The organism is Sphingobacterium sp. UBA5639, assembly GCF_002421245.1.
In the GTDB taxonomy this organism is placed as follows: Bacteria; Bacteroidota; Bacteroidia; order Sphingobacteriales; family Sphingobacteriaceae; genus Sphingobacterium; species Sphingobacterium multivorum.
In genome coordinates, this window is sequence record NZ_DIJR01000028.1 from 144,634 (window position 1) to 169,744 (window position 25,111).

The window sequence follows — 25,111 nt, forward strand, 5'->3', positions numbered from 1 at the left end:
CTCCCCAAGGTGCATAATTTCCATTCTTTTATCAAAAAAATGTAAAGTAAGGGTCTTTGATCACAAATCGTAAGTTTTGATTTCCTATCCCATTAATAATCATTAAATTTGTGCTACAAAAAAATAAAACGTAATCAATGCAATACGACGTAATTGTAATCGGAAGTGGTCCAGGCGGATATGTAGGAGCTATCCGTTGTGCCCAATTAGGATTAAAAACAGCTGTTATTGAAAAATATAGCACATTTGGTGGTACTTGTCTTAACGTTGGATGTATTCCTTCAAAAGCGCTTTTAGATTCTTCGGAGCATTACCACAATGCTGCGCACAATTTTGATGCATTTGGCATCAGTTTGAAAGATCTGAAAGTAGACATGGCAAAGATGATTGCTCGTAAAGACGATGTCATTGCCCAAAATACTGCCGGTATCACCTTCTTATTTAAGAAGAATAAAATTGACAGTTTTCAGGGTGTGGGTTCATTTGTGGACAAAAACACCATCAAAATAACGAAAGCAGATGGTTCTACAGAGCAGATCACTGCTAAAAATGTAATTATCGCAACGGGATCGAAACCGACTTCATTGCCTTTCTTACCTGTTGATAAAAAAAGAATCATTACCTCAACCGAAGCACTTAACCTAAAAGAAATACCAAAACACCTTATTGTCATTGGTGGTGGTGTTATCGGTTTGGAACTCGGTTCTGTTTATGCGCGTTTGGGTTCAAAAGTATCTGTTGTTGAATTTGCAAAATCTATCATCGGTACAATGGATGGTGGCTTAGGAAAAGAACTACAACGTGTTTTGAAAAAATCATTGGGCATGGAGTTCTATTTAGGTCATAAAGTGACTGGAGCTTCCGCGAAAGGTAAAGTTGTAAAAGTAACTGCTGAAGATCCAAAAGGACAAGAAGTAACTTTAGAAGGCGACTACTGTATCGTAGCCGTTGGTCGTACCGCGTATTCTGAAGGTTTAGGATTAGAAAATATCGGCATCACAGTAGAAGAAAGAGGTAAGAAAATCCCCGTTAATGCCCATCTGGAAACAGCAGTGCAAGGTGTATTTGCAATTGGTGATGTGATCACTGGAGCAATGTTGGCACACAAAGCTGAGGACGAAGGTGTATATGTTGCAGAATATATCGCAGGTCAAAAACCACATATTGATTATAATTTGATTCCAGGTGTTGTTTATACTTGGCCTGAAGTTGCTTCTGTTGGCAAGACGGAAGAACAACTTAAAGAGGCTGGTGTAAAATACAAAGCTGGATCATTCTCTTTCAAAGCTTCTGGTCGTGCAAAAGCATCGGGTGACACCGACGGTTTTGTAAAAGTACTGGCAGACGCGACAACTGACGAAGTATTAGGTGTACATATGATCGGTCCTCGTGCAGCAGATATGATTGGTGAGGCAACCGTAGCTATGGAATACCGTGCATCTGCAGAAGATATCGCACGTATTTGCCACGCACACCCAACCTACACGGAAGCAATCAAAGAGGCGGCGCTAGCAGCTACAGCAAATAGAGCAATACACGCTTAGGCGATAAATATCGAAACGTAAGGGGAAAAGGAAACTTTTCCCCTTTCTCTTAACTACCTAAACACGATGAATTTTTACACAAGAAAGTGGGTCAAACCAGAAGACCTAAATCCCAATGGAACATTATTTGGCGGAACACTCCTGCGATGGATTGATGAAGAAGCGGTCATTTATGCTATCGTTCAATTAGGAAACCCCAAAGTGGTTACGAAATTTATTTCAGAAATTAACTTTGTAAGCTCAGCCAAACAAGGCGATATACTTGAACTGGGTATTGAAGCGATCAATTTTGGAACAACATCGTTAACGATGCGCTGCGAGGTCCGCAATAAAATATCCAGAAAAACAATTCTATCAATCGATAAATTGGTCTTTGTAAACCTGGATGAAGAAGGTAATCCTGCTCCCCACGGAAGGGATAGCATTACCTATGCGTATATGGGTATTGAGAAGACAGGTAGAGAGGATTAAACATCTCTCTCCTGTCTTATTAATTGATATCTCCCGCAAAGGAGAGGGACACACGTATTCGTCCATTGAATACAGGCGATTCCTCTGGTCTATTCGCAATCCAATTCCTTCTCTTACCTCTTCCTGAACCTTTATAAAAATCATGCATTTGAATTTTTATACAAATACTATGACTTCTGTCTTTTTCCTTCGATTTCTTTTTTAAGGTCCAATTCCACCCAAAAGCCAAAAATAGGGATCAAGGATGCTAAGAAATATTTTACCGCTTTTAATATAGGCCACTTGTATTCTACTGTTGACATAATCAGCATAACCACAAAAATAACAACAAAGAAGCCATGAATGGAACCGGCTATTTTGACAGCTTCGGGGATTCCCGCAAAATACTTCAAGGGCATAGCAATAAAAAACAAGCAAATGGTGGAGATAGCTTCCCACAAGGCGATCTGTCTGAATATTCTTAACATAATGATAAACTGTGTATTGTGAACTTCAAAAATAAGACACTAAAAACGCTTTAACTATTATTTTTCCCCCTTTGACCAGGATGTGACATTCAGCTAGAAACAGCGACAGCGTTTTATCAGAAACCGCCAATTTTACAATAAATAGTTCATATTCATCAGAAAAAATGCGTACTTTTGAATGAATATATGCTTCACATATTTTGTCATTTGAAGCTATAACACTCAACTACAGAATATTTATTTATATGAATTACGACATCATTGTAATCGGTAGTGGTCCAGGCGGGTATGTTGCTGCCATTAGAGCCGCTCAGTTAGGGTTCAAAACAGCGATTATTGAACGCGAATCATTAGGCGGAATCTGTCTAAACTGGGGCTGTATCCCTACAAAAGCATTATTGAAAAGTGCTCAGGTATTTGAATATTTAAACCATGCCGCTGATTACGGCATCAATGTTCAAGGTGGTGAGGCTGATTTTGACGCTATTGTCAAAAGAAGTCGCGGGGTTGCTGAAGGAATGAGTAAAGGTATTCAGTTCTTGATGAAAAAGAATAAAATCGACGTCATCAATGGAACTGCAAAAATTAAAAAAGGTGGTAAAATCGATGTGAAAGGAGCAGACGGTTCTACTAAAGAATATTCGGCAAAACATACCATCCTAGCGACTGGTGCACGTTCACGTGAATTGCCTAATTTACCGCAAGATGGTAAAAAAATCATCGGTTACCGTCAGGCAATGACACTTCCTGAGCAACCAAAGTCTTTAGTTGTTGTTGGCTCCGGTGCAATCGGTGTTGAATTCGCTTATTTCTATAATGCAATCGGAACAAAGGTAACGATCGTAGAGTTTATGGATAGAATCGTTCCTGTTGAAGATGAAGAAATTTCAAAACAATTAGAGAAAAGCTTAAAGAAACAAGGTATCACCATCTTAACGAAATCTGAAGTTCAATCCGTTGACACAACAGGTGAGTTGAGCAAAGTTTCAATCAAAACAGAAAAAGGTATTGAAGTTATCGAAGCAGAGATTGTATTATCGGCTGTTGGTATCGCTCCAAATATCGAAAATATCGGCTTGGAAGAGGTTGGTGTAAAAACTGATCGCGGCCGTGTTGTTGTAGATGATTTCTACAAAACAAACATCGAAGGTGTATATGCTATCGGTGACATCGTTAAAGGCCAAGCCCTGGCTCACGTTGCCTCAGCAGAAGGGATCACATGTGTTGAAAAAATCAAAGGGCTACATGTTGAACCTATTGACTACAATAATATCCCAGGCTGTACCTATTGCTCCCCAGAAATTGCTTCTGTAGGTTATACTGAAAAAGCGGCAAAAGAAGCCGGCTATGAAATTAAAGTTGGTAAATTCCCATTCTCAGCTTCAGGAAAAGCTTCAGCTGCTGGTGCGAAAGATGGCTTTGTTAAAGTTATCTTTGACGCTAAATATGGTGAGTTTCTAGGCGCACACCTTATCGGAGCCAATGTGACCGAGATGATTGCAGAAGTTGTTGTTGCCCGCAAATTGGAAACAACAGGTCATGAAATGATTAAAACGATCCATCCTCACCCAACAATGAGTGAAGCGATTATGGAAGCTTGTGCTGATGCTTACGGTGAAGTGATCCACTTGTAGTATTAAAAAAAATAAAACTAAAAAGGGGAAAANNTTTTCCCCTTTTTAGTTTTATTGCCGAATGGATAATAGCGATTACATAACCAATCGTGACTTAAAGACGATCTGTTGATCGACAATTTCGGTATTGTCAATGCGTTCAAATAAGATTTCAGCGGCTTTACGCGCTTGCATGCCTGGAAATTGCTCTATGCGCCCCATTGGCGGATTTTCCATATATTGCCATAACGGATAGTTGGCATAACTAATAAAGAAAATATCTTGATTTAAGACAAGACCCTTTTGTCTGGCTGCTTTCATCAAATCAAGTGTAACAAAGTCATTAAAAGATATAATGGCTGAAGGCCGCTCAGACATCGCGAATATATGATCCATCGCTTTCTCGTTTCCTTCCGTACTCAAATCCGTTTCGATGATATTCTTCTCCAGAATATCCATCCCATTCCTTTTCATTGCCGATAGGTAAGCTACTTTTCTGTCTTCACTAGCGGGCAGTGTTTTCGGCCCATTTACAAGCGCGATAACTTTGTGTCCACGGGCTACGAAGGCGTCCACAGCTTCGTTCATACCCGTAGAAAGATCACTTTGTACTTTATTGATATTGGGTAAACTAGGCACACAGTCAAAGAAAACAATCGGGATACCGGACGATTCCAATTTCTCAATAAATTCCAAATTGGTCGTCTTTTTACCTATAGACATTAAAATCCCGTCAACACGATGGTTTTTAAATGTTTTTAAAATTTGCTCTTCCCGATCAGGATCATCCAAGGATTGCCCCATCAGAACTGTATATCGGTGTTCTGATGCAACATTTTCAATTTCACTAATGGCGAAAGAAAAAAACGGTTCAGACAAACTCGGTAAGATTACAGCAATCGTAAAAGTTTTACGCTGCTTGAAGAATATAGCCGTCTGATTGGGTTCATAATTCAATTCTTCGGCCATTTTTTTAACCCGCATTGTTGTTACCAGTCCAATACTTGGGTGATCATTCAATGCTCTAGAAACTGTCGAAGGACTGATTTTGAGCTTCTTGGCAATTTCTTTAATCGTGGCAGGCTTGTTCACTTTATTCATAAATCCAAGGGCTTTATATAAAAATAGGGCTTTTATATCCCTAATCATAATTTTTTCTCAACAATATCGACAACGACTTTAATGGCAATTATTGTTGGTAGATTCAACAAAGATACTGACTGTAAACTTAGTCTACAAATTGAATTGCAGCCGTTTCAACGGTAAACTCCTTGGCGAGGAACTCCAATGGATCAATTTCCCTAAAAACAAGTTCATCTTTAAAATAAACCTTTATATCATCCCCATATTCACCCCAATCCACAAATTTAACTTTATTGAGTTGTTCTAGCGGATTTCCTTTCGTCAAAATACATACATGTTTATCTGCCGCTTTTAATTGCTTAAACAGCGTATTAATATGATCAAACAAATGTAACCGTAGCGGCAAAATTGCATTGACATGAAGCCGCTCAAAATTCTCTTTATATTTTGGATCAAATCCAAAAGTTTGCTGCGCATGTTCGAACAATAAATACTCACCTTGATGCTCAAGGTGATTTTTCATAAATTGAACCAAATCTGCTTGCGCAGGAACAGTCTCTGTAAATTCTATAAAACTAGCAAAAAGATAATATACTTGAAGTAAGTAATCCTTTTTAGGAAAAACAACATCATCCAATTCAAAAACATATACCTTTTTATCTTCTGGAAACATCATGATAAGTAAAAGCTTAAAATTAAGGGTTGTGTCGACATCGTTAAAACCTTAATGACACTGGCCACAACAATAAGATTCTATTTGGACACACAGATTAGCGCTAAGTCCTCGCCTGAATCCGAAGTGACAAACAATCCATCCAATGGCCTGTCAAATCTCGTCGAATCCAATAAATTGTTCCCCTTCGAAAGGAGTTTATAAGGCAATTCAGCAGGTGGATTTTCCATAACAGGAATAGTTTCAAGCTGCTGTTTATCGGGGACAAGAACGGAGATCTGATATTCCTCAAATAAAACCTTGGCAGTGGACAATGGCTCCAGCTCAAAACCACCCAGAGGCAAAACATAATCAACCTCTTGGTCTAAACTTAATTTGAGTATCTCATGCGCAAAAGTAGGAAGAAGACCTTTTGGAATTTTAGCATATTTCCCTGAGGCTAAAAGCAATTCGGGAATATCTTCTGAACTTGCATATAATATTTCGAAATCAGTCCCAAGTCTTTTAGCGATACGCATCGCCAAAGGTCTGGTCCCGAAAGTTATGAGTATTTTCTTCATTAAAAATATAATTATAATCCCGATTACTGTTACACGACTAACCCATCGCGCATATGAATCGTTCGATCCGAAATTCGGGCAAGCTCCTCATTATGAGTAACGATAATAAATGTCTGTTGAAATTTATGTCTAAGATCAAAAAACAATTGATGTAAAGCTGCCGCGTTCTCTGAGTCAAGATTACCCGAAGGTTCATCGGCCAAAATAATGGAAGGATCATTGATCAAAGCGCGGGCCACAGAAACGCGTTGTTGTTCGCCGCCAGACATTTCAGCGGGCTTGTGGTCAATACGATGAGAAACCCCCAATAATTCCAGCAATTCTCTTGCTTTAGCTTCCGCCTCGGATCTCCCTTTTCCCTGAATAAAAGCTGGAATACATACGTTTTCCAAGGCCGTAAATTCAGGCAGCAAATGGTGAAATTGAAAAACAAAACCGATATGTTCATTACGGAAAGCACTGAGCTTTTTAGCATTCAATTTTTGAACATCAACACCATTGATGAAAACTGTTCCCTGATCAGGCTTATCCAAGGTACCAATAATATGCAACAGTGTACTTTTTCCAGCTCCTGAGGCACCAACAATACTGACGATTTCCCCTTTTTCAACAGCGATATCAACACCTTTCAAAATTGGTAATGATCCATAAGCTTTGTGAATTCCTTTGGCATGTAACATCATAGGACAAAGATAAATAAATTTACGATACCACGAGTTTGAATAAATAAGCTGTTATTTCTCTATTCCAGCCATTTTATTTTGTCTAAATGTCAAAAAATAGATAAAAGAGCAACTTATCCCTTGTCTTATCCCCCAAAAAATTATATTTTTACGCCAAATATTTTTGCAAATGAACATTCACGAATATCAAGGAAAGCAAATACTAAAGAGCTTTGGTGTGCGCGTACAGGAAGGTATCGTAGCAGATACTCCAGAGCAAGCTGTGGAAGCGGCCAAAAAAATGAAAGAAGACTACAATTCTGATTGGGTTGTTGTTAAAGCTCAAATTCACGCTGGTGGCCGTGGTAAAGGTGGTGGTGTCAAGTTGGCTAAGAACTTAGATGAAGTCAAACAAAGAGCAACTGACATCATTGGCATGCAATTAGTAACGCCTCAAACTGGACCTGAAGGTAAAAAAGTAAACAAAGTTTTGGTAGCTCAAGACGTTTATTATCCAGGCGAGAGCGAAACAAAAGAATTCTACATGTCTGTATTATTAGACCGTGCTAAAGGACGTAACATCGTTATGTACTCTACAGAAGGTGGTATGGATATCGAAGAAGTTGCAGAAAAAACACCACACTTGATTTTCAAAGAAGAAATCGATCCAAAAGTAGGCTTACAAGGATTCCAAGCACGTAAAATTGCTTTCAATCTTGGTCTTTCTGGTGCTGCACACAAAGAAATGGTAAAATTTGTTGCTGCTCTTTACAAAGCATACGATTCTACAGACTCTTCTATGTTTGAGATCAATCCGGTATTAAAAACTTCAGACGACAAGATCTTAGCAGTTGATGCGAAGGTAAATCTTGATGAGAACGCTTTGTACCGTCACCCAGATTACGCTGCTATGCGTGACGTAACTGAAGAAGATCCGACGGAAGTTGAAGCTGGTGAATCAAACCTTAACTACGTTAAATTAGATGGTAACGTAGGTTGTATGGTAAATGGTGCTGGTTTAGCAATGGCTACAATGGACATCATCAAATTAGCTGGTGGTGAACCTGCAAATTTCTTGGACGTAGGTGGTACTGCTAACGCTGAAACTGTAAAGGCTGGTTTCAATATCATCTTAAAGGACCCTAACGTAAAAGCGATCTTAATTAATATCTTCGGTGGTATTGTTCGTTGTGACCGTGTTGCTCAAGGTGTAATTGATGCTTACAGCGAAATCGGTAACATCCCTGTTCCAATCATCGTTCGCCTTCAAGGTACGAATGCTGAAGAGGCTAAAAAATTAATTGATGAGTCCGGTTTACAAGTTTATTCCGCAATCTTATTGAAAGAAGCTGCTGAATTGGTAACAAAAGTATTAAAAGGTTAGTTCCTTTAATCATCATAACAAAAAGCGCGGATTAGTTATAATCCGCGCTTTTTTGTTTCTATCGGCTATTTCTGTACGCCACAACGAAAAAAAAGCACTTCCTACCGATCCGATATTTCATAGCAAAGTGAGCTATGTGTCGTTTCCCCTGCTTTGCGTTTTCACCCATCTTTATTTCAGAAAATATTTTTCCTTTGCACATTAACGAACCATCTTCAAGTGAATTAAATCAACATTTATAACCAATAAACCAACAGAATAGCTTATTTTTGTATTGCTTTTCTAACAAAGCATCTTTTACAAGTCAATCTCCAAAAATTAAGATGGAACACACAAGAATAAAGGAACTATTGAATGCCACAGAATTTGGCAAAGAGGTCGTTGTTAAAGGTTGGGTAAGAACTTTCCGTAACAATCAGTTTATAGCAATCAATGACGGTTCGTCAATCAATAATATTCAAGCAGTAGTCGATTTTGAAAATACACCTGAAGATATCTTAAAACGGATCACCACTGGAGCAGCAGTTCGCGTAAAAGGTCAATTGGTAGAATCACTGGGTAAAGGGCAAAAAGTTGAGGTTAAAGCGACAGAAGTTAGTATTATTGGCGACTCTGATCCCGAAAAATATCCATTACAGCCCAAAAAGCATAGCTTAGAATTTTTACGTGAAATTGCGCATTTGCGTTTCCGTACCGGAACATTCAATGCGGTTTTCAAAGTGCGTAATGCTTTAGCATTTGCAGTACACAAGTTTTTTCAGGAAAATGACTTTGTCTACATGCATACACCAATCATCACAGGTTCGGATGCGGAAGGTGCTGGAGAAATGTTCCAGGTTACAACCTTGGATTTAAAAAACCCGCCACGTAAAGAAAATGGAGATATCGATTTCAAAGAAGACTTCTTTGGGAAATCGACGAACCTTACTGTATCAGGCCAATTAGAAGGGGAGCTTGGCGCTATGGCCTTTGGAAACATCTATACGTTCGGCCCTACATTTAGAGCGGAAAACTCAAATACAACACGTCACTTAGCCGAATTTTGGATGATCGAACCAGAAATGGCTTTCTATGAATTGGAAGACAATATGGATCTGGCCGAAGCTTTGCTGAAATATGTCATCAAATACGCTTTGGAAACTTGTCCAGAAGAAATTGAGTTCTTAACAAATCGCTTAATGGAAGAAGAGAAATCAAAACCAGCTGCGGAACGGTCAGAATTAAACCTGGTAGAGAAATTGAACTTTGTTTTAACAAACGATTTTGAACGCGTAACCTATACAGATGCCGTTGAAATATTAAAGCGTAGCAAACCAAACCAGAAGAAACAATTCAAATATTTAATTGATGACTGGGGAGCTGATTTACAATCGGAACACGAACGTTATTTGGTGGAAAAACACTTCAAAAAACCTGTTATCTTAACAGACTATCCACGCGAAATCAAGTCCTTTTATATGAAGCAAAATGAGCCGGATGCACAAGGAAGAAACACAGTCCGTGCCATGGACATTCTTTTTCCAGGTATTGGTGAAATGGTCGGTGGTTCGCAACGTGAAGAAAATCTTGATCGCTTACTCGATCGCATGGCTGAAGTTGGTATTCCTGCAGAAGAAATGGAGTGGTTCTTGGATACACGACGCTTTGGTTCAGTCCCACATTCAGGATTTGGTGTAGGCTTTGAGCGCTTGGTATTATTCACAACCGGAATGACAAATATCCGCGATGTAATACCATTTCCGCGCACACCGAAAAACGCAGAATTTTAATCTAAAGAACAACAGCCAAAACAAAATATTTTGGCTGTTGTTCTTTTATATATAGTGTATCTGAATGCAGATAATAACCATTGCCCTATTGACATCCTACAATAGGGCCTGAGATTAGACCTAATTCAGGTGCTTAACAAAAATAAAAATGCTCATTAAGATATATAACGATAACCCCAATCCCAGGGCAATAGAACAGGCAGTTGATATTCTTCGCCGTGGTGGTGTAATTATCTACCCTACCGATACCGTATACGGTATTGGCTGTGATATCACGCAACAAAAAGCCATAGAACGCTTATGTGAAATTAGGGGGCTAAAACCAGAAAAGGCGAACCTATCATTTATCTGCTATGATTTAACAGATATTTCGCAGTACACAAAATCCTTCGATACCTCCGTATTCCGTGTATTGAAAAAAGCATTGCCAGGACCCTTTACTTTTATTTTTAACGCAACAACTAAAGTCCCTAAGCTCCTAAGTTCCAAAAAGAAGACCGTGGGTATCCGTGTTCCAGACAATAATATTGTTCGTGAAATTGTCAGACAATTAGGCAACCCTATTGTGACAGCCTCCATTCACGATGAAGATGAAATTATTGAATATTCTACCGATCCAGAATTAATTCACGAAAAATACGAAGATCTAGTTGATGCTGTTATAGATGGCGGTTATGGCGATAATGTCGCATCTACCGTGGTTGATCTTACAGAAGGAACTTTTGAAGTAATTCGTGAAGGAAAAGGTGACTTGGAGCAATTCCTATAAAAACCAACTTTCAATAGAAATTCTACATACTGACCTATTTGCAAAATTTTCCCCAGCGTCATTGTTGGTAATTTGTGCATAAACTACTCCCGTCAACATACTTATTAACAAAACAAGCTACTTATTAACATAGAGAATGTTAATAAGTAGCTTAATGACCTATGCGCATCAACATAAAATGTGCACAAGTAACCACTTATCAACATGAAATTGTTAATAACACAAATTAACAGGAGTCAAAAAAACACCAAAATGTGTATAAGTAGGGGGTTATACACATAAAAATGTGTATAAGTTAGCGGTCATCGACAAATTTGTTAAATAGCGTGTTTATAAAAAAGCTATACTAACAGATCCCTGTGGAAAGTTAAGAACTATATGCTATCCGTCTTTTTATCGCTATGTTGAAAAGGTCAAATCTGCGCTTTGTTTCTATAAGTAGTTTTCAGAAAAGGAAAAAACAATCCAACACAATTCACCTTGGACAAATCTAACCTGTGCATTTCCGACCGGTTGCTTTTCAAACTGTTTGATAGTTGGGCTCCATTCCTCTTCTGCTGTCGCGTCAATGAGAATACTCGTTTTAATTCAATACGCTCGAAGTTTGAGAAAAGTTTTAAGGCACTAGCCTCAGATATAGGAAAAAAATATTAAAAGAGTTGCTCTAACATGAAAGGAGGTTTTATAAAATCACGACTTCTTCAATAATGACGTGACCTACATATTCATTTACTCTTCCTAGAATTTGTCTTCGCATAAGCGCCAATTCATTCTTAATAACAGCAGACTCTACCCGTACGAACAGTTTTTTATCACGAACATATAGCTGCTGTGTGCGATTAGCAATAGCCTTACCAATTAATTGAGGCCAAACAGATGCGATCGAAGTTTCATCAAATTTCCTTCGTAGCTTATAAGCCTCCAAAAGACGCTCAACCCCCTCTTTAATCGTCATATCGTCGCTTGACCGAATGAATTCTAGGCTTTTTTTAGTTTGCTTCTTATACATTGACTTGTCCTCCTTCAATATCAAAGATACGAACAGGGCGGCTGATTTCGTCAAAGATTCGCTGAATTCTCATGGAATCTGTATCCGTCAGGAAAATCTGTCCAAAATCATCTTCTGAAACCATCTGCATCAATTTATGTGTACGGCGATCATCAAGTTTATCAAAGATGTCATCCAAAAGAAGTAAAGGCTTAAAACCTTTTTTCTGTTGTAGATAAGAATATTGCGCAAGCTTCAGTGCAATTAGAAAAGATTTTTGTTGGCCCTGGGAGCCAAACTTTTTTAAGGGCATTCCACCGTGAATGGTAAAGATCAGATCATCTTTATGTATTCCCTGAGTTGTGCGTTCCAGAATACGGTCACGTTCCAAATTCTTCTCCAAAATATTTAGAAAAGAATCAGCCATTAAAGGCGATTCATAGTGTAAGTGAACAGACTCTGCATCCTCGGTAAGGAACTGATAGTGTCGATCAAACTCTGACTGAAATTCCTCCATAAAAGACCTTCTTTTCTGGAAAATAATATTTCCTACTTCTTCAAGTTGAAAATTGAGAATTTCGATTAGGCCCAGATCCAATACACTGGTTTGACGCGCTTGTTTAAGGAGACTATTACGTTGGGCTAAAAACTTATTATAAATAATTAGGGTATCTAAATATTTATTATCTGTCTGGGAAATCACATTATCGACAAACTTTCTGCGCTCTTCACTCCCATCTGTTACGATGATGCTATCATTGGGAGATATCATGACCAAAGGAAATAAGCCGATATGGTCAGCGAGTCGGGGATAATCCTTTTTATTTTTTTTAAACTGCTTTTTCTGATTTTTCTTAAGGCTACAAGAAATGAAGTCACTAATTGATTCTTTATCAAACTCACCCTGTACCATAAACCAGTCATTACCTGATTTGATATGCTGCGAATCAATTGGATTGAAATAACTTTTACAGAGTGATAAATAGTGAATCGCATCCAAAAGATTGGTTTTACCAACACCATTATTCCCTGTAAACGCATTTACCTCGGGAAGAAATTCCAAAGATGATTCCGAGTAATTCTTGAAATTCAGAACAGAAAGTTGCTTCAGCCACATAGCACAAAGATACGCTATTTGGGTTGCTAAAAATTATTTTATTTCCTCAAAATCCACAAACTCACCAGCAGTTTCAGTCCCTTTACGTTCAGGGCCATCCTTCGGTGGAATGTAATCGACATGTACCTTCCCTTCGGGCTGAGACCTTTTACTTTCCTGTTGTCCTTGACCATTACATTCATAATAAAATGTACCGCCTGATCCTTGGCTACCGTATGCTCCACCCTGCTGCTGCGCTTTTTTCATCAACTTTTCAGCTGCCTTACGCATTGCAAATGGTAAAAATAATCTAAATAAGAATCTTACTACAAAGTAAACAGCGAATGCAATAAGTATAAATTTTAAAAATGCCATAGTTAATTCGTTGCTATTTTCTCAAATTTAACCAATAACTCGATAAACTGTTGTCTTTAAAATGTCAGATAAGAATTTATTAACAAATTTTAAGACTTTCCTAATCGCCCTTTTGTTTCCATAATTATTCGATAGAGCTCTTCTTGGCGCTGTGTTCCCAATACGTAAGTAAGACCATCTTTATCTGTTAAAAAAACAGCATTTTTGCCACCAGCAAAGAATTTAATCTTTCCTTTTGTATGCAGGTTATAAACCGGATTATTGAAAAAGAATGTGCTATAAGGCGCCTTTTCTATTTTTGTAATAGAGGCAAGATCGATTTTGACGACACGAGTAGACCATAGTCCACTAATCAGTATATGGTCTTGAAATACTTCCGTACGGAATAATACCATATACATCATGACAATGGACGTGATGATAATACCTACTCCTACGATAAAGAACAATTGACTCGATATCAAATGGTCTAAATTCAAATAAAATGCTGTGAAGCAAAAAAGTACGAGCACCAAACGCACGCTTATCCAAACACGGTCACGACCTAAATATTGATTTTCCGAATAAAGTACACCTTCTTTCATTTACTTAAGATTTAGCTATTAATTTGGAGACTTCACACCATTGTTTTCTAATAGCAGAGCTTCTCAATAACTTCGTTTTTACTTCTATAGATTTTGTCACCTCCAGGGCCCATTGTTTGGACTATCAAGCATATGGCATTAATTCTCAAAACAGAGACCCTTGGCGCTGATTAACATCAGCAATTTTTGCTGCTAATCAGTTTTGCAAACTAAAGTAAGGACTTTTTTTGTATTGGTGGTAATTTTATAACGATTGTCCATGCGATAATTGGCTACCCATAGGATATCTCCATTTCCATTCACTACGATCGGAATATTTTCTTTTTCAAATAAGCTGATCTTCTTATTGATAAAAAAATCGCTCAACTTCTTCCGCCCTTCCATACCTAAAGGATAAAAGCTGTCGCCAACTTTCCATGATCGAATCGTGAGCGGGAAAACTAATACATCATAATCCAGCTTTGCAACCTCACTCGCTTTGACGATAGCTAGATCCGCAGAAACATTGGCATGAAAACAATAGTGTTTCCACTCCACAGTTGAAGTTTCGGAGGTGATTAAAGCCTCGTCGGGAGAAATAAATTCCTTTTCACGAATAAAAAGCTCATTTCTATCCAAGAGCATATGGTAGGCATCGGATTGAAAAATACGCCCAGACTCTCTCGTCCAAGCCTGTTGAAGATCACTTAGTACCGCCTTTGAGAAATTAAAAGCCGAAAACAACTCATAGAGTAAAGGCAAATTATCCATATAGGGTTCCAGGTCTTCTTTCCGAACTCCCCAGCCCTCATCTATAGGATAAAACAGCTTTCTCCGGATAGGCTCCACAAATTGCTGCAACAGCTGATAAGATTCCTTAAAATGATTGATATTCTGCTCGAAGACTATCTCAAAATCTGGCTGAAGTTTTTTAAAATGTGGGATGATATCAATTCTTATTTTATTACGCGCATATTTTGTTGAAAAGTTGGATTGATCGTCTCGATAAGCAATCCCATACATATCAACAAAATGTTCAATCTCGCTTGCTTTCAGAAAAAGTAGTGGCCGAATGATGCGTTCCCGGATAGGGAAAATACCCTGGAGTCCTTGGAGACCCGTTCCACGTGAAAGGTTCAGGAGTACCGTTTCGATATGATCGTTCAGATGCTGGGCTACTGCAATTCGATCGAACTGCAGTTCATGTCGCAATTTCTCAAACCAAGTATAGCGAAGTTCCCGGGCCGCCATTTGAATCGAAATCTGATGGTCCTTTGCGTAAGCTTTTGTATCAAAGTGCTTCACGTATATTGGAACATTATTTTCCGTTGCAAATTTCCGAACTAAAGCTTCATCCTCATCAGATTCTGTTCCTCTTAATTGAAAATTGCAATGTGCAATCGCAATAGTATACCCTGCTTTTGCAAATAAATGTGCCATTAACATCGAGTCCTTTCCCCCACTCACCGTAAGCAATATTTTATCATGAGGCATCAACAAATGCTCCTTTTCAATATAGCCCATTAGTCTTTCCAGCACATTCATAGAACAAAGTTACGGTATATTTTGTCCGAATGATAAATTCAACTCTTAAAATTTGTGAAATCCAGTGAAGTAGCAATTAAAATCCATATTTTTGCCCTTGTGAAACAATACATTTATACACTTATTGTATTTATTTTAACTGGCTTGTCGGTCCAAGCACAGAAACAGGATGAACTAAAGCTTCTTTCGTCATCCCATATTATTACTGGGAAAGACGGCAATATTTTGTTTTACCGTCCAGTCTATGAACATGTAGGTTCAACGCTATCATCAGATAGTGGCTATTTACATAAAGACAACATTGGCCGACAATTTTTTGAAGCCTTTGGAAACGTAATCATTACTCAACGCGACGGTACACAGATATTTTCCAATAAATTACATTATGAAGCAGCAATGCAGCTCGCTACGCTTACAGGCGCTGTTCGAATGGTCAGCACTAGTGGATCGGTATTAACGACCGATCATCTTGTCTACAATATGCGAAGTAAAATCGGCAATTATTACAGCGGCGGGCGTATTCTATCAGGAAGCGATACAATTACAAGCCAGCGAGCTACTTATTTCGAAAATACAGGGGAATCTTATTTCAATCAAAAAGTTGTGGTTCGATCGACCAATGTAAAAGTCTACACAGACTCCATGAAATATAATGGTAATACACGCATTACTGATTTCTATGGTCCCACGAATATCAAGGGAAATAAAGGGGAAAACCTGTATACTGAAAAAGGCCGATACCATATGGCAACGGGCCAGGCTTATTTCTCTAAAAACAACCTCTACACAGAAGGGACAAAGTTTCTTAAAGGAGACAGCCTATTCTACGATAGACAAGTGGGAATCGGTAAAGCCGTAAAAAATGTGGTCTTTGTTGATACCTTAGACAAATTTTACGCCTATGGTGGATTTGGTTTGTACAACGGGAGGAACGAATCCATTACAATGACAGACAAACCCCTGATTATTTCGGTGGTCAAAAAAGATTCAACACAAAAAGATTCTGTATCTTCTTTGTCTCCTGCCCAACAAAAATCGGAGAAAGAGCGAAAAAATGAAGCCAAGGAATTGAAGAAGATTGAAAAAGAACAAAACAAAGATGAACTCAAATCAAATAAAGCCACATCGCAAGTTGTTCTAGAAGAAAAGGAACATCCAGGTAAGAATATCAAAAGCGATAATAGTAAAACCCTTAAGGCTGATTCACAAGTCGATTCTGTTTTTATGACAGCCGACACCCTCTTCTCACAGATGATATTTCGCCGAGATTATATTGCAAAAGATTTTAAATTGAATCGTGAAGGTGGGGCTATTGAAGATGACAATGAAGTCGATTATGGTGACCAGGATTCCAGCTCAACAACAGTTGATTCTACTGGTACATCAGATAACACAAGAGTTAACCTTCACAAGGGAATAGACAGTTTGTCTAAAAAAGACAGTGACAAACCGGTTCTTGAAAAGAGCATTAAAAAAGTACAAGATACACTTATAAATAAAAAACCGATTGCACCAAAGAAAACACCAGTTATTGTCGGCGATCAAAACAAGATAGAAATTGAAAAAAACCTCAAGGCTGATAGTGTTTTGCGTAAAAAAGCGATCATCCCCAAAGGCGGTGAATCCGATAAATTGATGGGAGCAGCTTTAAAAAATGCCCAAGAGAATAGAAGAGATTCTCTCGCACAGGATACTGCTAAAACACGGATTATAAAAGCCTACTATAATGCACGATTATTTAAATCAGACTTGCAGGCTGTAGCAGATTCTATGTATTATGGTATGCAAGATTCGATGTTCAGGCTGATGGGAAAACCAATGATGTGGGCCGAAAACTCACAAATCTCCGGAGATACCATATTTTTACAGGTAAAGAATCAGAAATTGGACAATTCCTTACTCGTCGGTAATGCTTTCATGGTGAACGCAACAAGCGACTCATTAAAGTTCAATCAGATTAAGGGCCGTAAGATTACCAGCTTTTTCACCAATAACCGTATGGAACGTTTGTTTGTTGATGGCAATGCAGAAAATATCTTTTACAATATTGATGAAAAGACCAATGTAACCACTGAGCTTGTACATGATCGAAGCAGTCGTTTCAAGATCTTGATGGAAGATAATAAGTTGAAGGAATATGTATCTATTCGAAAAGTGGATGGCAAAGTCTATCCCATTGCTGAAGTCACGGCCGACAAAGAATTTCTTCCGAATTTCACCTGGCGTCCCGAAGATCGACCTAAATCAAAAAATGATTTATTAAATCGAAAAAGGGATCTTTCAAAAGCGTCATTTACGGTTCCGACTGCACCAGAAGGTGAAGAATCCGGGACAATGAAGTCTATTAAAAAAGGCGATAAAACAACGACTCCTCAAAAAGGTGCCGCTAAGAAAGCTGGTACTACCGAAACGCTCGAGGAAGAAAAAGAGGTGGGTGCTGCAAACAATAAAACAAACGCTGTAACCAAAACAGCTAAGCCATCTGAAACAACGGATAAAGTTAGCGCTACAAAAACAAATGTAAAGACCGCAACCGACAAAGCAGCTGCGAAGTCTGACTCAACAACCAATAAATCGGCGATAATACCTGCTCAAGATAGTATTCAAACAAAAGTAAAAGCTAAATAACCGTCAATACTGAGTCGCACAAAAAAGCAGCGCAAAACAAATTGTTTTGCGCTGCTTTTTTAATTTAAGGCTATCTCCTGATCGTATCAGACGCACTCATTCCTTAGCTCAGAGAAATGAAAATTTCTATTTATAACTCAAATGAGGTAGTTATTAACCTATTTCGTTTTTAAATATGTAGCAAGTTTACCAACTGCAATCGCTCGATGGCTAATGCTATTTTTTTCTGCCGCTGTCATTTCGGCAAACGTCCTATCATAGCCATTCGGAATAAAAATAGGATCATAACCAAAGCCATCAATACCTCTACGTTCTTCAATAATTTTCCCCTCGATACTTCCTTCAAAAAAGTGCTGCTGCTCATTCAAATATAATGAAATAACTGTTTTGAATCTCGCTGTACGATTGGTGTTATCGCCTAATTTTTGTAGGACAAGATCAATATTCTTTTCCATATCCCTTGATCCCGAATAACGTGCTGAATAAACTCCCGGTTCGCCATTTAATGCATCAATTTCCAAACCTGAGTCATCTCCAAAACAGTAAAGTCCATATTTATTAACCAAATAATCTGTTTTCTGCTTGGCATTTTCCTCAAAGGTCTCTCCTGTCTCTGGAATATCATCGCTACAGTCAATATCATTTAAACTCTTAATGATAAAAGCACTTCCCACGATCGCTTGGACTTCCTCCAATTTATGGGCATTATTGGTTGCAAATACAAGTTCTAGCATCTTCTTCAAATTTAGCTTTTTGTTTGTTCTTTCTCTTTGTTGACAGTGCTCCTCACGTTGTAGTATGTTACTATCTTTCCATGAATTCACGCCCCCAAAAATAAGCATTAAACCCCAATTTTTATTCAGAACAAGTATCTGATAAAATCAGGAAACAATAAAGGTCTTAAATTCGTTCCAGAACAGCTTCTTTTTATTTACATCGACAAACATCTCTTCAAAACTGAACGTATTAAAAACCGTTGCAATACGGCCTTTCATGTAGGAATTATGTTCAATAAATGGAAGTTTCAAAGACGCGGGTTCCACACCCAACAATATAATCTTAGTCGGTTGAAAAAACTGCATAATGCGCTTAAAATCATTCGGATTATGGGGATTTGCCAAATTGAGTACCGCAACGGTCTCTTTAGTCAATTTCAAGGCACCAATTGTTTTTTCAAAAGCGTCCAATGCTGCGGGAGAAAAGTAGGGATATTGCTCGTAGCGCAATATAAATAGTATGCCCTGATCCTTATTTCCTTGATAAATAAATTCACCTCCCAATACCTCCAGATTGTCAACAGTATCGCCAACCCTGCCGGACTCAATAGCCATAGCGGCCTGCTCCGCACCTACCCCCACTGCCACATACGAGGTATCCTTCGTTGTCGATGATGAGGGGGCAGCATATTGCACATGAGTACTGTTCTCCTCCTGTAAAGGATGTACAGACAGATCGGCTTTAAAATCAAAACCATTTCCAAAGATTGTTTCATCCATTAAGGTCTGAAGTGCAACGGGATTATCTGTTGTAAGATTGCTCATCGGGAAAAGAAATATTAGACCGTAAAGATAAAGAAGAAAAAGGGAAAAGAAAAAGGAGCGAAGAATCGCTCCTTTCTATATGTCAAAAAGATTAATGACCTAAGATATAGGAGAAAATTAATGGCGCAACGATCGTCGCGTCAGATTCTACGATAAATTTAGGTGTATCAATATCTAATTTGCCCCAAGTGATTTTCTCGTTTGGAACAGCACCAGAGTAAGAACCATACGAAGTAGTTGAATCCGAAATCTGACAGAAATAAGCCCAGAAAGGTACTTCTTCCCATTCAAGATCCTGATACATCATCGGAACTACACAGATTGGGAAGTCACCAGAAATACCGCCTGCGATTTGGAAAAATCCAACACCTTTACCTGCGGAGTTGTTACGGTACCACTCTGTCAAGTAAATCATGTATTCGATACCCGATTTTACTGTACTTGCTTTCAATTTACCTTTTATCACATTGGAAGCGAAGATATTACCTGTCGTTGAATCTTCCCATCCCGGACATACGATCGGTAAATTTTTCTCAGCGGCTGCAACAATCCAAGAATCTTTTGGGTCGATCTCATAATATTGTTCCAACACACCCGAGTTAACAACTTGATAAAGAAACTCATGTGGTAAGTAACGCTCACCTTTAGCTTCAGCAGCATGCCAAACATCCTCGAGATGTTTTTGCAGACGACGAAAAGCTTCCTCTTCTGGAATACAAGTATCTGTAACACGATTATAGTGATTATCCAATAGCTCTCTTTCTTGCTCAGCTGTCAAATCTCTATAATTCGGAATTCTTTTGTAGTGTGAGTGTGCGACAAGGTTCATCACGTCCTCTTCCAAATTGGCACCAGTACAAGAAATAAAGTGTACTTTATCTTGACGGATCATTTCTGCTAAAGAAACACCCAATTCGGCAGTAGACATTGCACCCCCCAAAGAGATCAACATTTTTCCACCATCCAACAGATGCTCCTCGTAACCTTTTGCAGCGTCTACTAATGCAGCTGCGTTAAAGTGACGGTAATTATGCTCAATAAATTGAGAAATAGGTCCTTTTTGAGTACTCATGATATTTTCTAACTTTTATAAAATAATAAGTACCGCAAAGGTACTGAATATAATCTATTTTCGTCCCAATAGAGATTTAAAACACGTATAGACCACATTTTTTTAACAAATGTAAAAGGAATCGTATTCCTAGGCTGCACTTATAAATGTTCCATCGGCTGAAAAATCATTTTGATAGACGCCTATCTCCTCATAATTATTGCGAAGATAATTCCAGTTCAATTCAATAGACGACTGCTTGTCGATTCGATAACTCATGCCCAAACGACCATTTAATTCCTGCGTACTATTCGTCTCTTTATTCAGCTGTCCGATCACATAATGAACATTTTCACGATACGCAAGTTCACGCCTACGGTCAACATCAAAATAATTCGAAGAGCGTGCAACGGAAAAACTGGAGTTTAAGGTCCATTTCTTCATTCCATACTGCAGCCCCACGCCATTATTACATTTCCAAAGCCTTCCTTTTGATGCTCCTAAAAAAACATTTCCTGTTAGACCTTTCAGGACATCCTTTTTGATACGAATATCAATTACTCCACCGGCCCCTTCCGCACTCCATTTTGCTGGTGGAATGGTCATGAGATCAATGCTCTCTAAAGAGCTTGCCGGGATAGATTTTAAATAGGCGATCAAAGAGGTTCCGTTGAGATAGGTCTGCTTGCCGTTGACGGTAATCAACACGCCCGTTTTTCCCTGTAAAGAAAAATTGCCTAATTCGTCTACCTGTATACTCGGAATGGCATTTAAAACAGCCAACGTATTTCCATTCAATAAAACGGGATTGCTGTCCGTTCGAATACGGACCCGATCCAAAAGTTGCTGTTCGAGAGGCCCTGATCCCTCAACAAGCACTGTATCTATCCTCCTTGAATCGGATCCAGTATTTCGCAGCATCGTGCTGTCGATTAATTGCTGTTTAGTTTTGGGGACTATTTGCGCCGATAACAGACATGGCAATGCCATGGATAACCCTATAAGTATCCTAAACTTCATGATATCTACGAAAATTAACGCTTAGTCTTCAAAGCTTTGGTCTATAGCCTGTGCTAGTTTATGGATAAATTCAGGTTTTACGTTTTTATCAATGGCATTGATGTTCTCCAGCTCAAGGAGAAGCGCCGGTATTTTAGCACCGCGTAAAATTGCAAGCTTTGTATTTATCGCTGGAGTACCCGCAGCCAGTCCATTCTGTTGCAACATTTGGCCCAAACTAAACGCAAATTTGCGGTTAAGCTCTTCTAGCATCGTATGACTAACCCCCGACTGATATAATATTCGTATAGGAAGAGATTGTTTGCCCTTTACATTGTCGAAATGGATTGATAACAATAAATCCCCTTCAACGTTCGATCGGTCTCCGAGTAATTTATATTCATCAGCCGCTCTTGACAATACGACTTTGTGCCCCTTGCGCTCCAGCTCCTGTTTCAAAAGCAAACAGGTTTCCCAGGTCAATGATTTTTCTTCCAATCCGAAAGATGAAATACCACCCGTGTCTTTTCCTCCATGTCCGGGGTCAAGAATGATCGTTTTAGACCGATTACTTCCTTCTTTTAAAGAAGTAGAAAACCAAGTGCTCTTCGGTGGATTAATAAAAGAGTAAAATAACAGTGAAAGACCTAGTAATGGAATGGTCAATACGTACTGCCATCTTGCCTTTTTGGAGGAAGGTTTTGACATCATAACCTGTACCCGCTCCACCAACTCATGTCTATTCTTAAATAAACTACTCTGCAACCCAGTGGGACATGGCTGCTGTGTTTGAGTCAGTAGAAAACGGGCATAGCCGCTATTACCATATCGATTGGCCAACACCTCATCAACCTGATATTCATGCAGCAAATACAGCTGTCTACGCAACCAATAAACAAATGGATTTAGCCAATAAAGGCAACGAAAAATTTCTATCAACCATTTATCCCGGCAATGGTTAAAAACAATATGCTGACGCTCATGCTCAAAAATCAATTTACCTTCTGGCGTATCGAGCTGATCCTCTTCCATAACAATGACATGCTGCACAGAACAATTCGCATAATGTCCAAAAGGAGCAACCATTGTAAATCCGTCAAATTTATACTGACTTAACTGTCCAATTCGACGGTACAAGCGGATATAGCGAAACGCAAAGCGGCACAACAATACAAAAGATACAAGCAGATAACCATAAGCAATGCCATATCCGATCGAAAAAGAATGCCAGAAAGAATCGGCCATTTCTACTTCTGACACGAGACCACTCGCAGTTCCGATGGAATGAGTTAGTGTATTGGATTGTCCAAAAGCGAGAGCCGGACTTGCCGACGGAAGAAATAATTCACCCAAACGTACAGTTCCAAATGGCAGAAGCAGACTCAACAAACATAAACCTAGGATAAAATAACGGTTCCATTGAAAAAATGAAAGCTGTCTGAATACCAGAAAATAAAGAACTGCCCCGATTACCAGACTGCAGTTAACTTCAAATAAATAATAAAGTAAGCTATTCATGATCTTCTTGTTTTTTGATGAGTTGTTCTATTTTCTGAATATCCTCCGCCGAAAGCTTCTTTTCTTTTACCATAAAAGAGAGTAAATTCTCTACCGAATCATCAAAATAATGATCGAGCACTCTCGAGAATGATAATTTCCGGTATTGCATCTTCGAAATCAAAGGATAATATTGGTAAGTTTTTCCGAAGGCCTTATAACCTACATACCCTTTCTTTTCCAATATTCTTACAATCGAGGAGATTGTATTATAAGGAATTGAACTGCTTGGATCCAGATACTCAATAATATCTTTGACAAAGACCTCGTTGAGTTTCCAGATCACCTGCATGACTTCCTCTTCTTTTTTTGTTAATTCTTCCATAATTTGATGCGTTGTTTATACTAACATAAAGCTATAACTTATTTTTCAGTTTTACAACTTAAAAATAAGTTATAAAACTGAAAAATAAGTTCATCGAAGGAATTCAATCAAAAAAAGGCAATTAAAACCTACTTTTTCAACAACTTAGAGAAAAACAAATAGGCCGCTATCAAAAAGATAACGATAATAATCAGGACAATAATCTCTTGTGTCCCTATTCCCCAGTTCATACTATTCATATTTCTTCAATTTAAATGATCCATTTCTCGCATTGATCTAAAAATGTCTGTTCCATATCTGCTCCGATTCCAATTTGGTCTGAGATATGTATTTTGTATCCATCATATTGAATACCACCTATAACAGGGTCCTTCAGATGGCCAACCATACAGGTGTCCAGATCAAAAAACTTGACATTCGGTGCTGCATAAGCGAAATGTACTTTAGCTGCTAAAGCCAAGCGAGATTCCAACATCCCTCCGATCATACAAGTAATACCGTATTCCGCTGCAATATGGTTAATTTTTAAGGCTTCCTGTATGCCTCCTGATTTCGAAAATTTAATATTGATATAATCGCAAGCATCCGCTTTGCAGAGACGCTCTGCGTCATGGTGAGAATAAACGGATTCATCCGCCATCACGGGAACAATTGTTTCTGCACGCAATTGCGGTAAATATTCGTCGTCCCATGTACGCATCGGTTGCTCGCAAAATTGTATCTTATAAGGTTCCAACCCCTGTAATGCTTCTAATGCCTCCTCATAAGACCAGCCTTGGTTTGCATCAACACGAATAGGCATTTCGAATCCAACAGCCTTACGTATTTCACGTATACGCGCAATATCTGTTTTTGGATCCTTTCCCAACTTAACTTTCAACATGACCGCACCTTCGCTCTGTAAACGTTTTGCTTTCAACGCCATCTCTTCTGGAGACGCAATTCCCAAGGTGATATCTGTCGTAATCTCTCGCTTCGCTCCCTTTAGAAATTGATAAAGTGGCAGACCAGCATGTTTGGCCGCCAGATCATGCAAGGCCATATCAAAAGCTGATTTGATCGTCTTGTTACCGGCGATATATATGTCCAATTCTGCCAAACGCTCTTCTATAGCCAAAGGATCGCGCCCCTTCCAAATCTTTGCAAAATCCCGTGCCAGAACTAAACAAGTATCTTGTGTTTCTCCTACGATCATCGGAAAGGCAGAACATTCGCCCACACCATATATATTAGCATCTGTATATATACGTATAAAAGTATTTTGCGCATAATCCATCGTCCCTGTTGCGATAACAAAAGGTTCCATAGGAATGCTTAGTCGATAAATTTCAATTTCAGTTATTTTCATCTCACTCTTTAGTTAAGCCATGTCGATACAGCATAAAGGATATGCAATACTTTGCCTAATTTATATATATTCTTGCAATCTTGGGATGATTTTTCCATAT

The 25,111-nt window shown here is 38.6% G+C and carries 25 protein-coding genes; 7 read left to right on the forward strand and 18 right to left on the reverse strand.

Going from position 1 to position 25,111, the window contains the following annotated elements; genetic code table 11:
• Window positions 1–137 precede the first annotated feature (137 nt).
• On the forward strand, window positions 138–1,544 hold the full coding sequence (gene lpdA, locus B4Z90_RS16785) for a dihydrolipoyl dehydrogenase (RefSeq protein ID WP_070560648.1): 1,407 nt from the start codon (window positions 138–140) through the stop codon (window positions 1,542–1,544).
• Window positions 1,545–1,610: 66 nt separating this feature from the next.
• Window positions 1,611–2,015: an acyl-CoA thioesterase gene (locus B4Z90_RS16790; RefSeq protein WP_046674085.1), complete on the forward strand. Its 405-nt coding sequence runs from the start codon at window positions 1,611–1,613 to the stop codon at window positions 2,013–2,015.
• 19 nt (window positions 2,016–2,034) lie between these two features.
• Here B4Z90_RS16790 and B4Z90_RS16795 read toward each other — a convergent pair whose 3' ends face one another.
• The gene (locus tag B4Z90_RS16795) at window positions 2,035–2,163 is read right to left on the reverse strand and encodes a hypothetical protein (protein WP_262511800.1); all 129 of its coding nucleotides are present in this window, start codon (window positions 2,161–2,163) and stop codon (window positions 2,035–2,037) included.
• Between the two features lie 19 nt (window positions 2,164–2,182).
• On the reverse strand, window positions 2,183–2,482 hold the full coding sequence (locus B4Z90_RS16800; protein WP_046674086.1) for a DUF3817 domain-containing protein: 300 nt from the start codon (window positions 2,480–2,482) through the stop codon (window positions 2,183–2,185).
• 245 nt (window positions 2,483–2,727) lie between these two features.
• Between B4Z90_RS16800 and lpdA (B4Z90_RS16805) the strand changes: the two genes are divergently transcribed.
• A complete protein-coding gene (lpdA, locus tag B4Z90_RS16805) occupies window positions 2,728–4,116 on the forward strand; it encodes a dihydrolipoyl dehydrogenase (RefSeq protein WP_115047258.1) in 1,389 nt (462 codons plus the stop codon).
• Window positions 4,117–4,191: 75 nt separating this feature from the next.
• Here lpdA (B4Z90_RS16805) and B4Z90_RS16810 read toward each other — a convergent pair whose 3' ends face one another.
• From B4Z90_RS16810 to B4Z90_RS16825, 4 genes are all read right to left on the reverse strand, one after another.
• Entirely contained in the window at window positions 4,192–5,196 is a 1,005-nt protein-coding gene (locus B4Z90_RS16810; RefSeq protein WP_070560710.1) for a LacI family DNA-binding transcriptional regulator, read from the reverse strand.
• Window positions 5,197–5,323: 127 nt separating this feature from the next.
• Window positions 5,324–5,854, reverse strand: a complete 531-nt coding sequence (locus B4Z90_RS16815) for a hypothetical protein (protein ID WP_070560652.1) — start codon at window positions 5,852–5,854, stop codon at window positions 5,324–5,326.
• Window positions 5,855–5,931: 77 nt separating this feature from the next.
• The gene (locus B4Z90_RS16820; protein ID WP_070560653.1) at window positions 5,932–6,411 is read right to left on the reverse strand and encodes a hypothetical protein; all 480 of its coding nucleotides are present in this window, start codon (window positions 6,409–6,411) and stop codon (window positions 5,932–5,934) included.
• A 29-nt stretch (window positions 6,412–6,440) separates the two neighbouring features.
• Window positions 6,441–7,091 (reverse strand): ABC transporter ATP-binding protein, encoded by a 651-nt coding sequence (locus tag B4Z90_RS16825; protein WP_172462322.1) that lies wholly within the window; start codon window positions 7,089–7,091, stop codon window positions 6,441–6,443.
• Between the two features lie 172 nt (window positions 7,092–7,263).
• On the opposite strand from B4Z90_RS16825, the gene sucC reads away from it, so the two are divergent.
• The 3 genes from sucC (at window position 7,264) to B4Z90_RS16840 (ending at window position 10,995) form a co-directional block, all read left to right on the forward strand.
• Window positions 7,264–8,457 carry an ADP-forming succinate--CoA ligase subunit beta gene (sucC, locus tag B4Z90_RS16830; protein ID WP_046674091.1) on the forward strand — a complete coding sequence of 398 codons (1,194 nt, stop codon included), beginning with the start codon at window positions 7,264–7,266 and terminating at the stop codon, window positions 8,455–8,457.
• 323 nt (window positions 8,458–8,780) lie between these two features.
• Entirely contained in the window at window positions 8,781–10,226 is a 1,446-nt protein-coding gene (asnS, locus tag B4Z90_RS16835; protein ID WP_112373791.1) for an asparagine--tRNA ligase, read from the forward strand.
• A gap of 148 nt (window positions 10,227–10,374) precedes the next feature.
• Window positions 10,375–10,995: an L-threonylcarbamoyladenylate synthase gene (locus B4Z90_RS16840; RefSeq protein ID WP_070560659.1), complete on the forward strand. Its 621-nt coding sequence runs from the start codon at window positions 10,375–10,377 to the stop codon at window positions 10,993–10,995.
• A gap of 682 nt (window positions 10,996–11,677) precedes the next feature.
• Here B4Z90_RS16840 and B4Z90_RS16845 read toward each other — a convergent pair.
• From B4Z90_RS16845 to tilS, 5 genes are all read right to left on the reverse strand, one after another.
• Entirely contained in the window at window positions 11,678–12,004 is a 327-nt protein-coding gene (locus B4Z90_RS16845) for a DUF721 domain-containing protein (protein WP_070560660.1), read from the reverse strand.
• A complete protein-coding gene (gene recF / locus B4Z90_RS16850) occupies window positions 11,997–13,100 on the reverse strand; it encodes a DNA replication/repair protein RecF (protein ID WP_115047256.1) in 1,104 nt (367 codons plus the stop codon). The genes B4Z90_RS16845 and recF overlap by 8 nt, the downstream gene beginning before the upstream one ends.
• A 33-nt stretch (window positions 13,101–13,133) precedes the next feature.
• Complete coding sequence (locus B4Z90_RS16855) at window positions 13,134–13,454, reverse strand: DUF4834 family protein (protein ID WP_115047254.1); 321 nt, start codon at window positions 13,452–13,454, stop codon at window positions 13,134–13,136.
• 89 nt (window positions 13,455–13,543) lie between these two features.
• Window positions 13,544–14,038: a hypothetical protein gene (locus B4Z90_RS16860; RefSeq protein ID WP_070560665.1), complete on the reverse strand. Its 495-nt coding sequence runs from the start codon at window positions 14,036–14,038 to the stop codon at window positions 13,544–13,546.
• Between the two features lie 192 nt (window positions 14,039–14,230).
• Entirely contained in the window at window positions 14,231–15,562 is a 1,332-nt protein-coding gene (tilS, locus tag B4Z90_RS16865; RefSeq protein ID WP_115047252.1) for a tRNA lysidine(34) synthetase TilS, read from the reverse strand.
• A 54-nt stretch (window positions 15,563–15,616) separates the two neighbouring features.
• Here tilS and B4Z90_RS16870 point away from each other — a divergent pair, with 54 nt between their 5' ends.
• Window positions 15,617–18,190, forward strand: a complete 2,574-nt coding sequence (locus B4Z90_RS16870) for an OstA-like protein (RefSeq protein WP_236560114.1) — start codon at window positions 15,617–15,619, stop codon at window positions 18,188–18,190.
• A 158-nt stretch (window positions 18,191–18,348) separates the two neighbouring features.
• Here B4Z90_RS16870 and B4Z90_RS16875 read toward each other — a convergent pair whose 3' ends face one another.
• The 7 genes from B4Z90_RS16875 to B4Z90_RS16905 all read right to left on the reverse strand — a co-directional run bounded on the left by B4Z90_RS16875 (window position 18,349) and on the right by B4Z90_RS16905 (window position 25,011).
• On the reverse strand, window positions 18,349–18,924 hold the full coding sequence (locus B4Z90_RS16875) for a non-canonical purine NTP diphosphatase (protein WP_112374049.1): 576 nt from the start codon (window positions 18,922–18,924) through the stop codon (window positions 18,349–18,351).
• A 147-nt stretch (window positions 18,925–19,071) separates the two neighbouring features.
• Window positions 19,072–19,731: a hypothetical protein gene (locus B4Z90_RS16880; protein WP_236560113.1), complete on the reverse strand. Its 660-nt coding sequence runs from the start codon at window positions 19,729–19,731 to the stop codon at window positions 19,072–19,074.
• A 91-nt stretch (window positions 19,732–19,822) separates the two neighbouring features.
• Complete coding sequence (locus B4Z90_RS16885) at window positions 19,823–20,803, reverse strand: deoxyhypusine synthase family protein (RefSeq protein WP_046674101.1); 981 nt, start codon at window positions 20,801–20,803, stop codon at window positions 19,823–19,825.
• A 129-nt stretch (window positions 20,804–20,932) separates the two neighbouring features.
• Complete coding sequence (locus tag B4Z90_RS16890) at window positions 20,933–21,802, reverse strand: hypothetical protein (protein ID WP_159332732.1); 870 nt, start codon at window positions 21,800–21,802, stop codon at window positions 20,933–20,935.
• A 21-nt stretch (window positions 21,803–21,823) separates the two neighbouring features.
• Window positions 21,824–23,299, reverse strand: coding sequence for an N-acetylmuramoyl-L-alanine amidase (locus tag B4Z90_RS16895; RefSeq protein WP_115047248.1), 1,476 nt, complete (start codon window positions 23,297–23,299; stop codon window positions 21,824–21,826).
• A complete protein-coding gene (locus B4Z90_RS16900; protein ID WP_070560671.1) occupies window positions 23,292–23,663 on the reverse strand; it encodes a BlaI/MecI/CopY family transcriptional regulator in 372 nt (123 codons plus the stop codon). The genes B4Z90_RS16895 and B4Z90_RS16900 overlap by 8 nt, the downstream gene beginning before the upstream one ends.
• Before the next feature lie 250 nt (window positions 23,664–23,913).
• Window positions 23,914–25,011 (reverse strand): mandelate racemase/muconate lactonizing enzyme family protein, encoded by a 1,098-nt coding sequence (locus B4Z90_RS16905; RefSeq protein ID WP_115047246.1) that lies wholly within the window; start codon window positions 25,009–25,011, stop codon window positions 23,914–23,916.
• Window positions 25,012–25,111 lie beyond the last annotated feature (100 nt).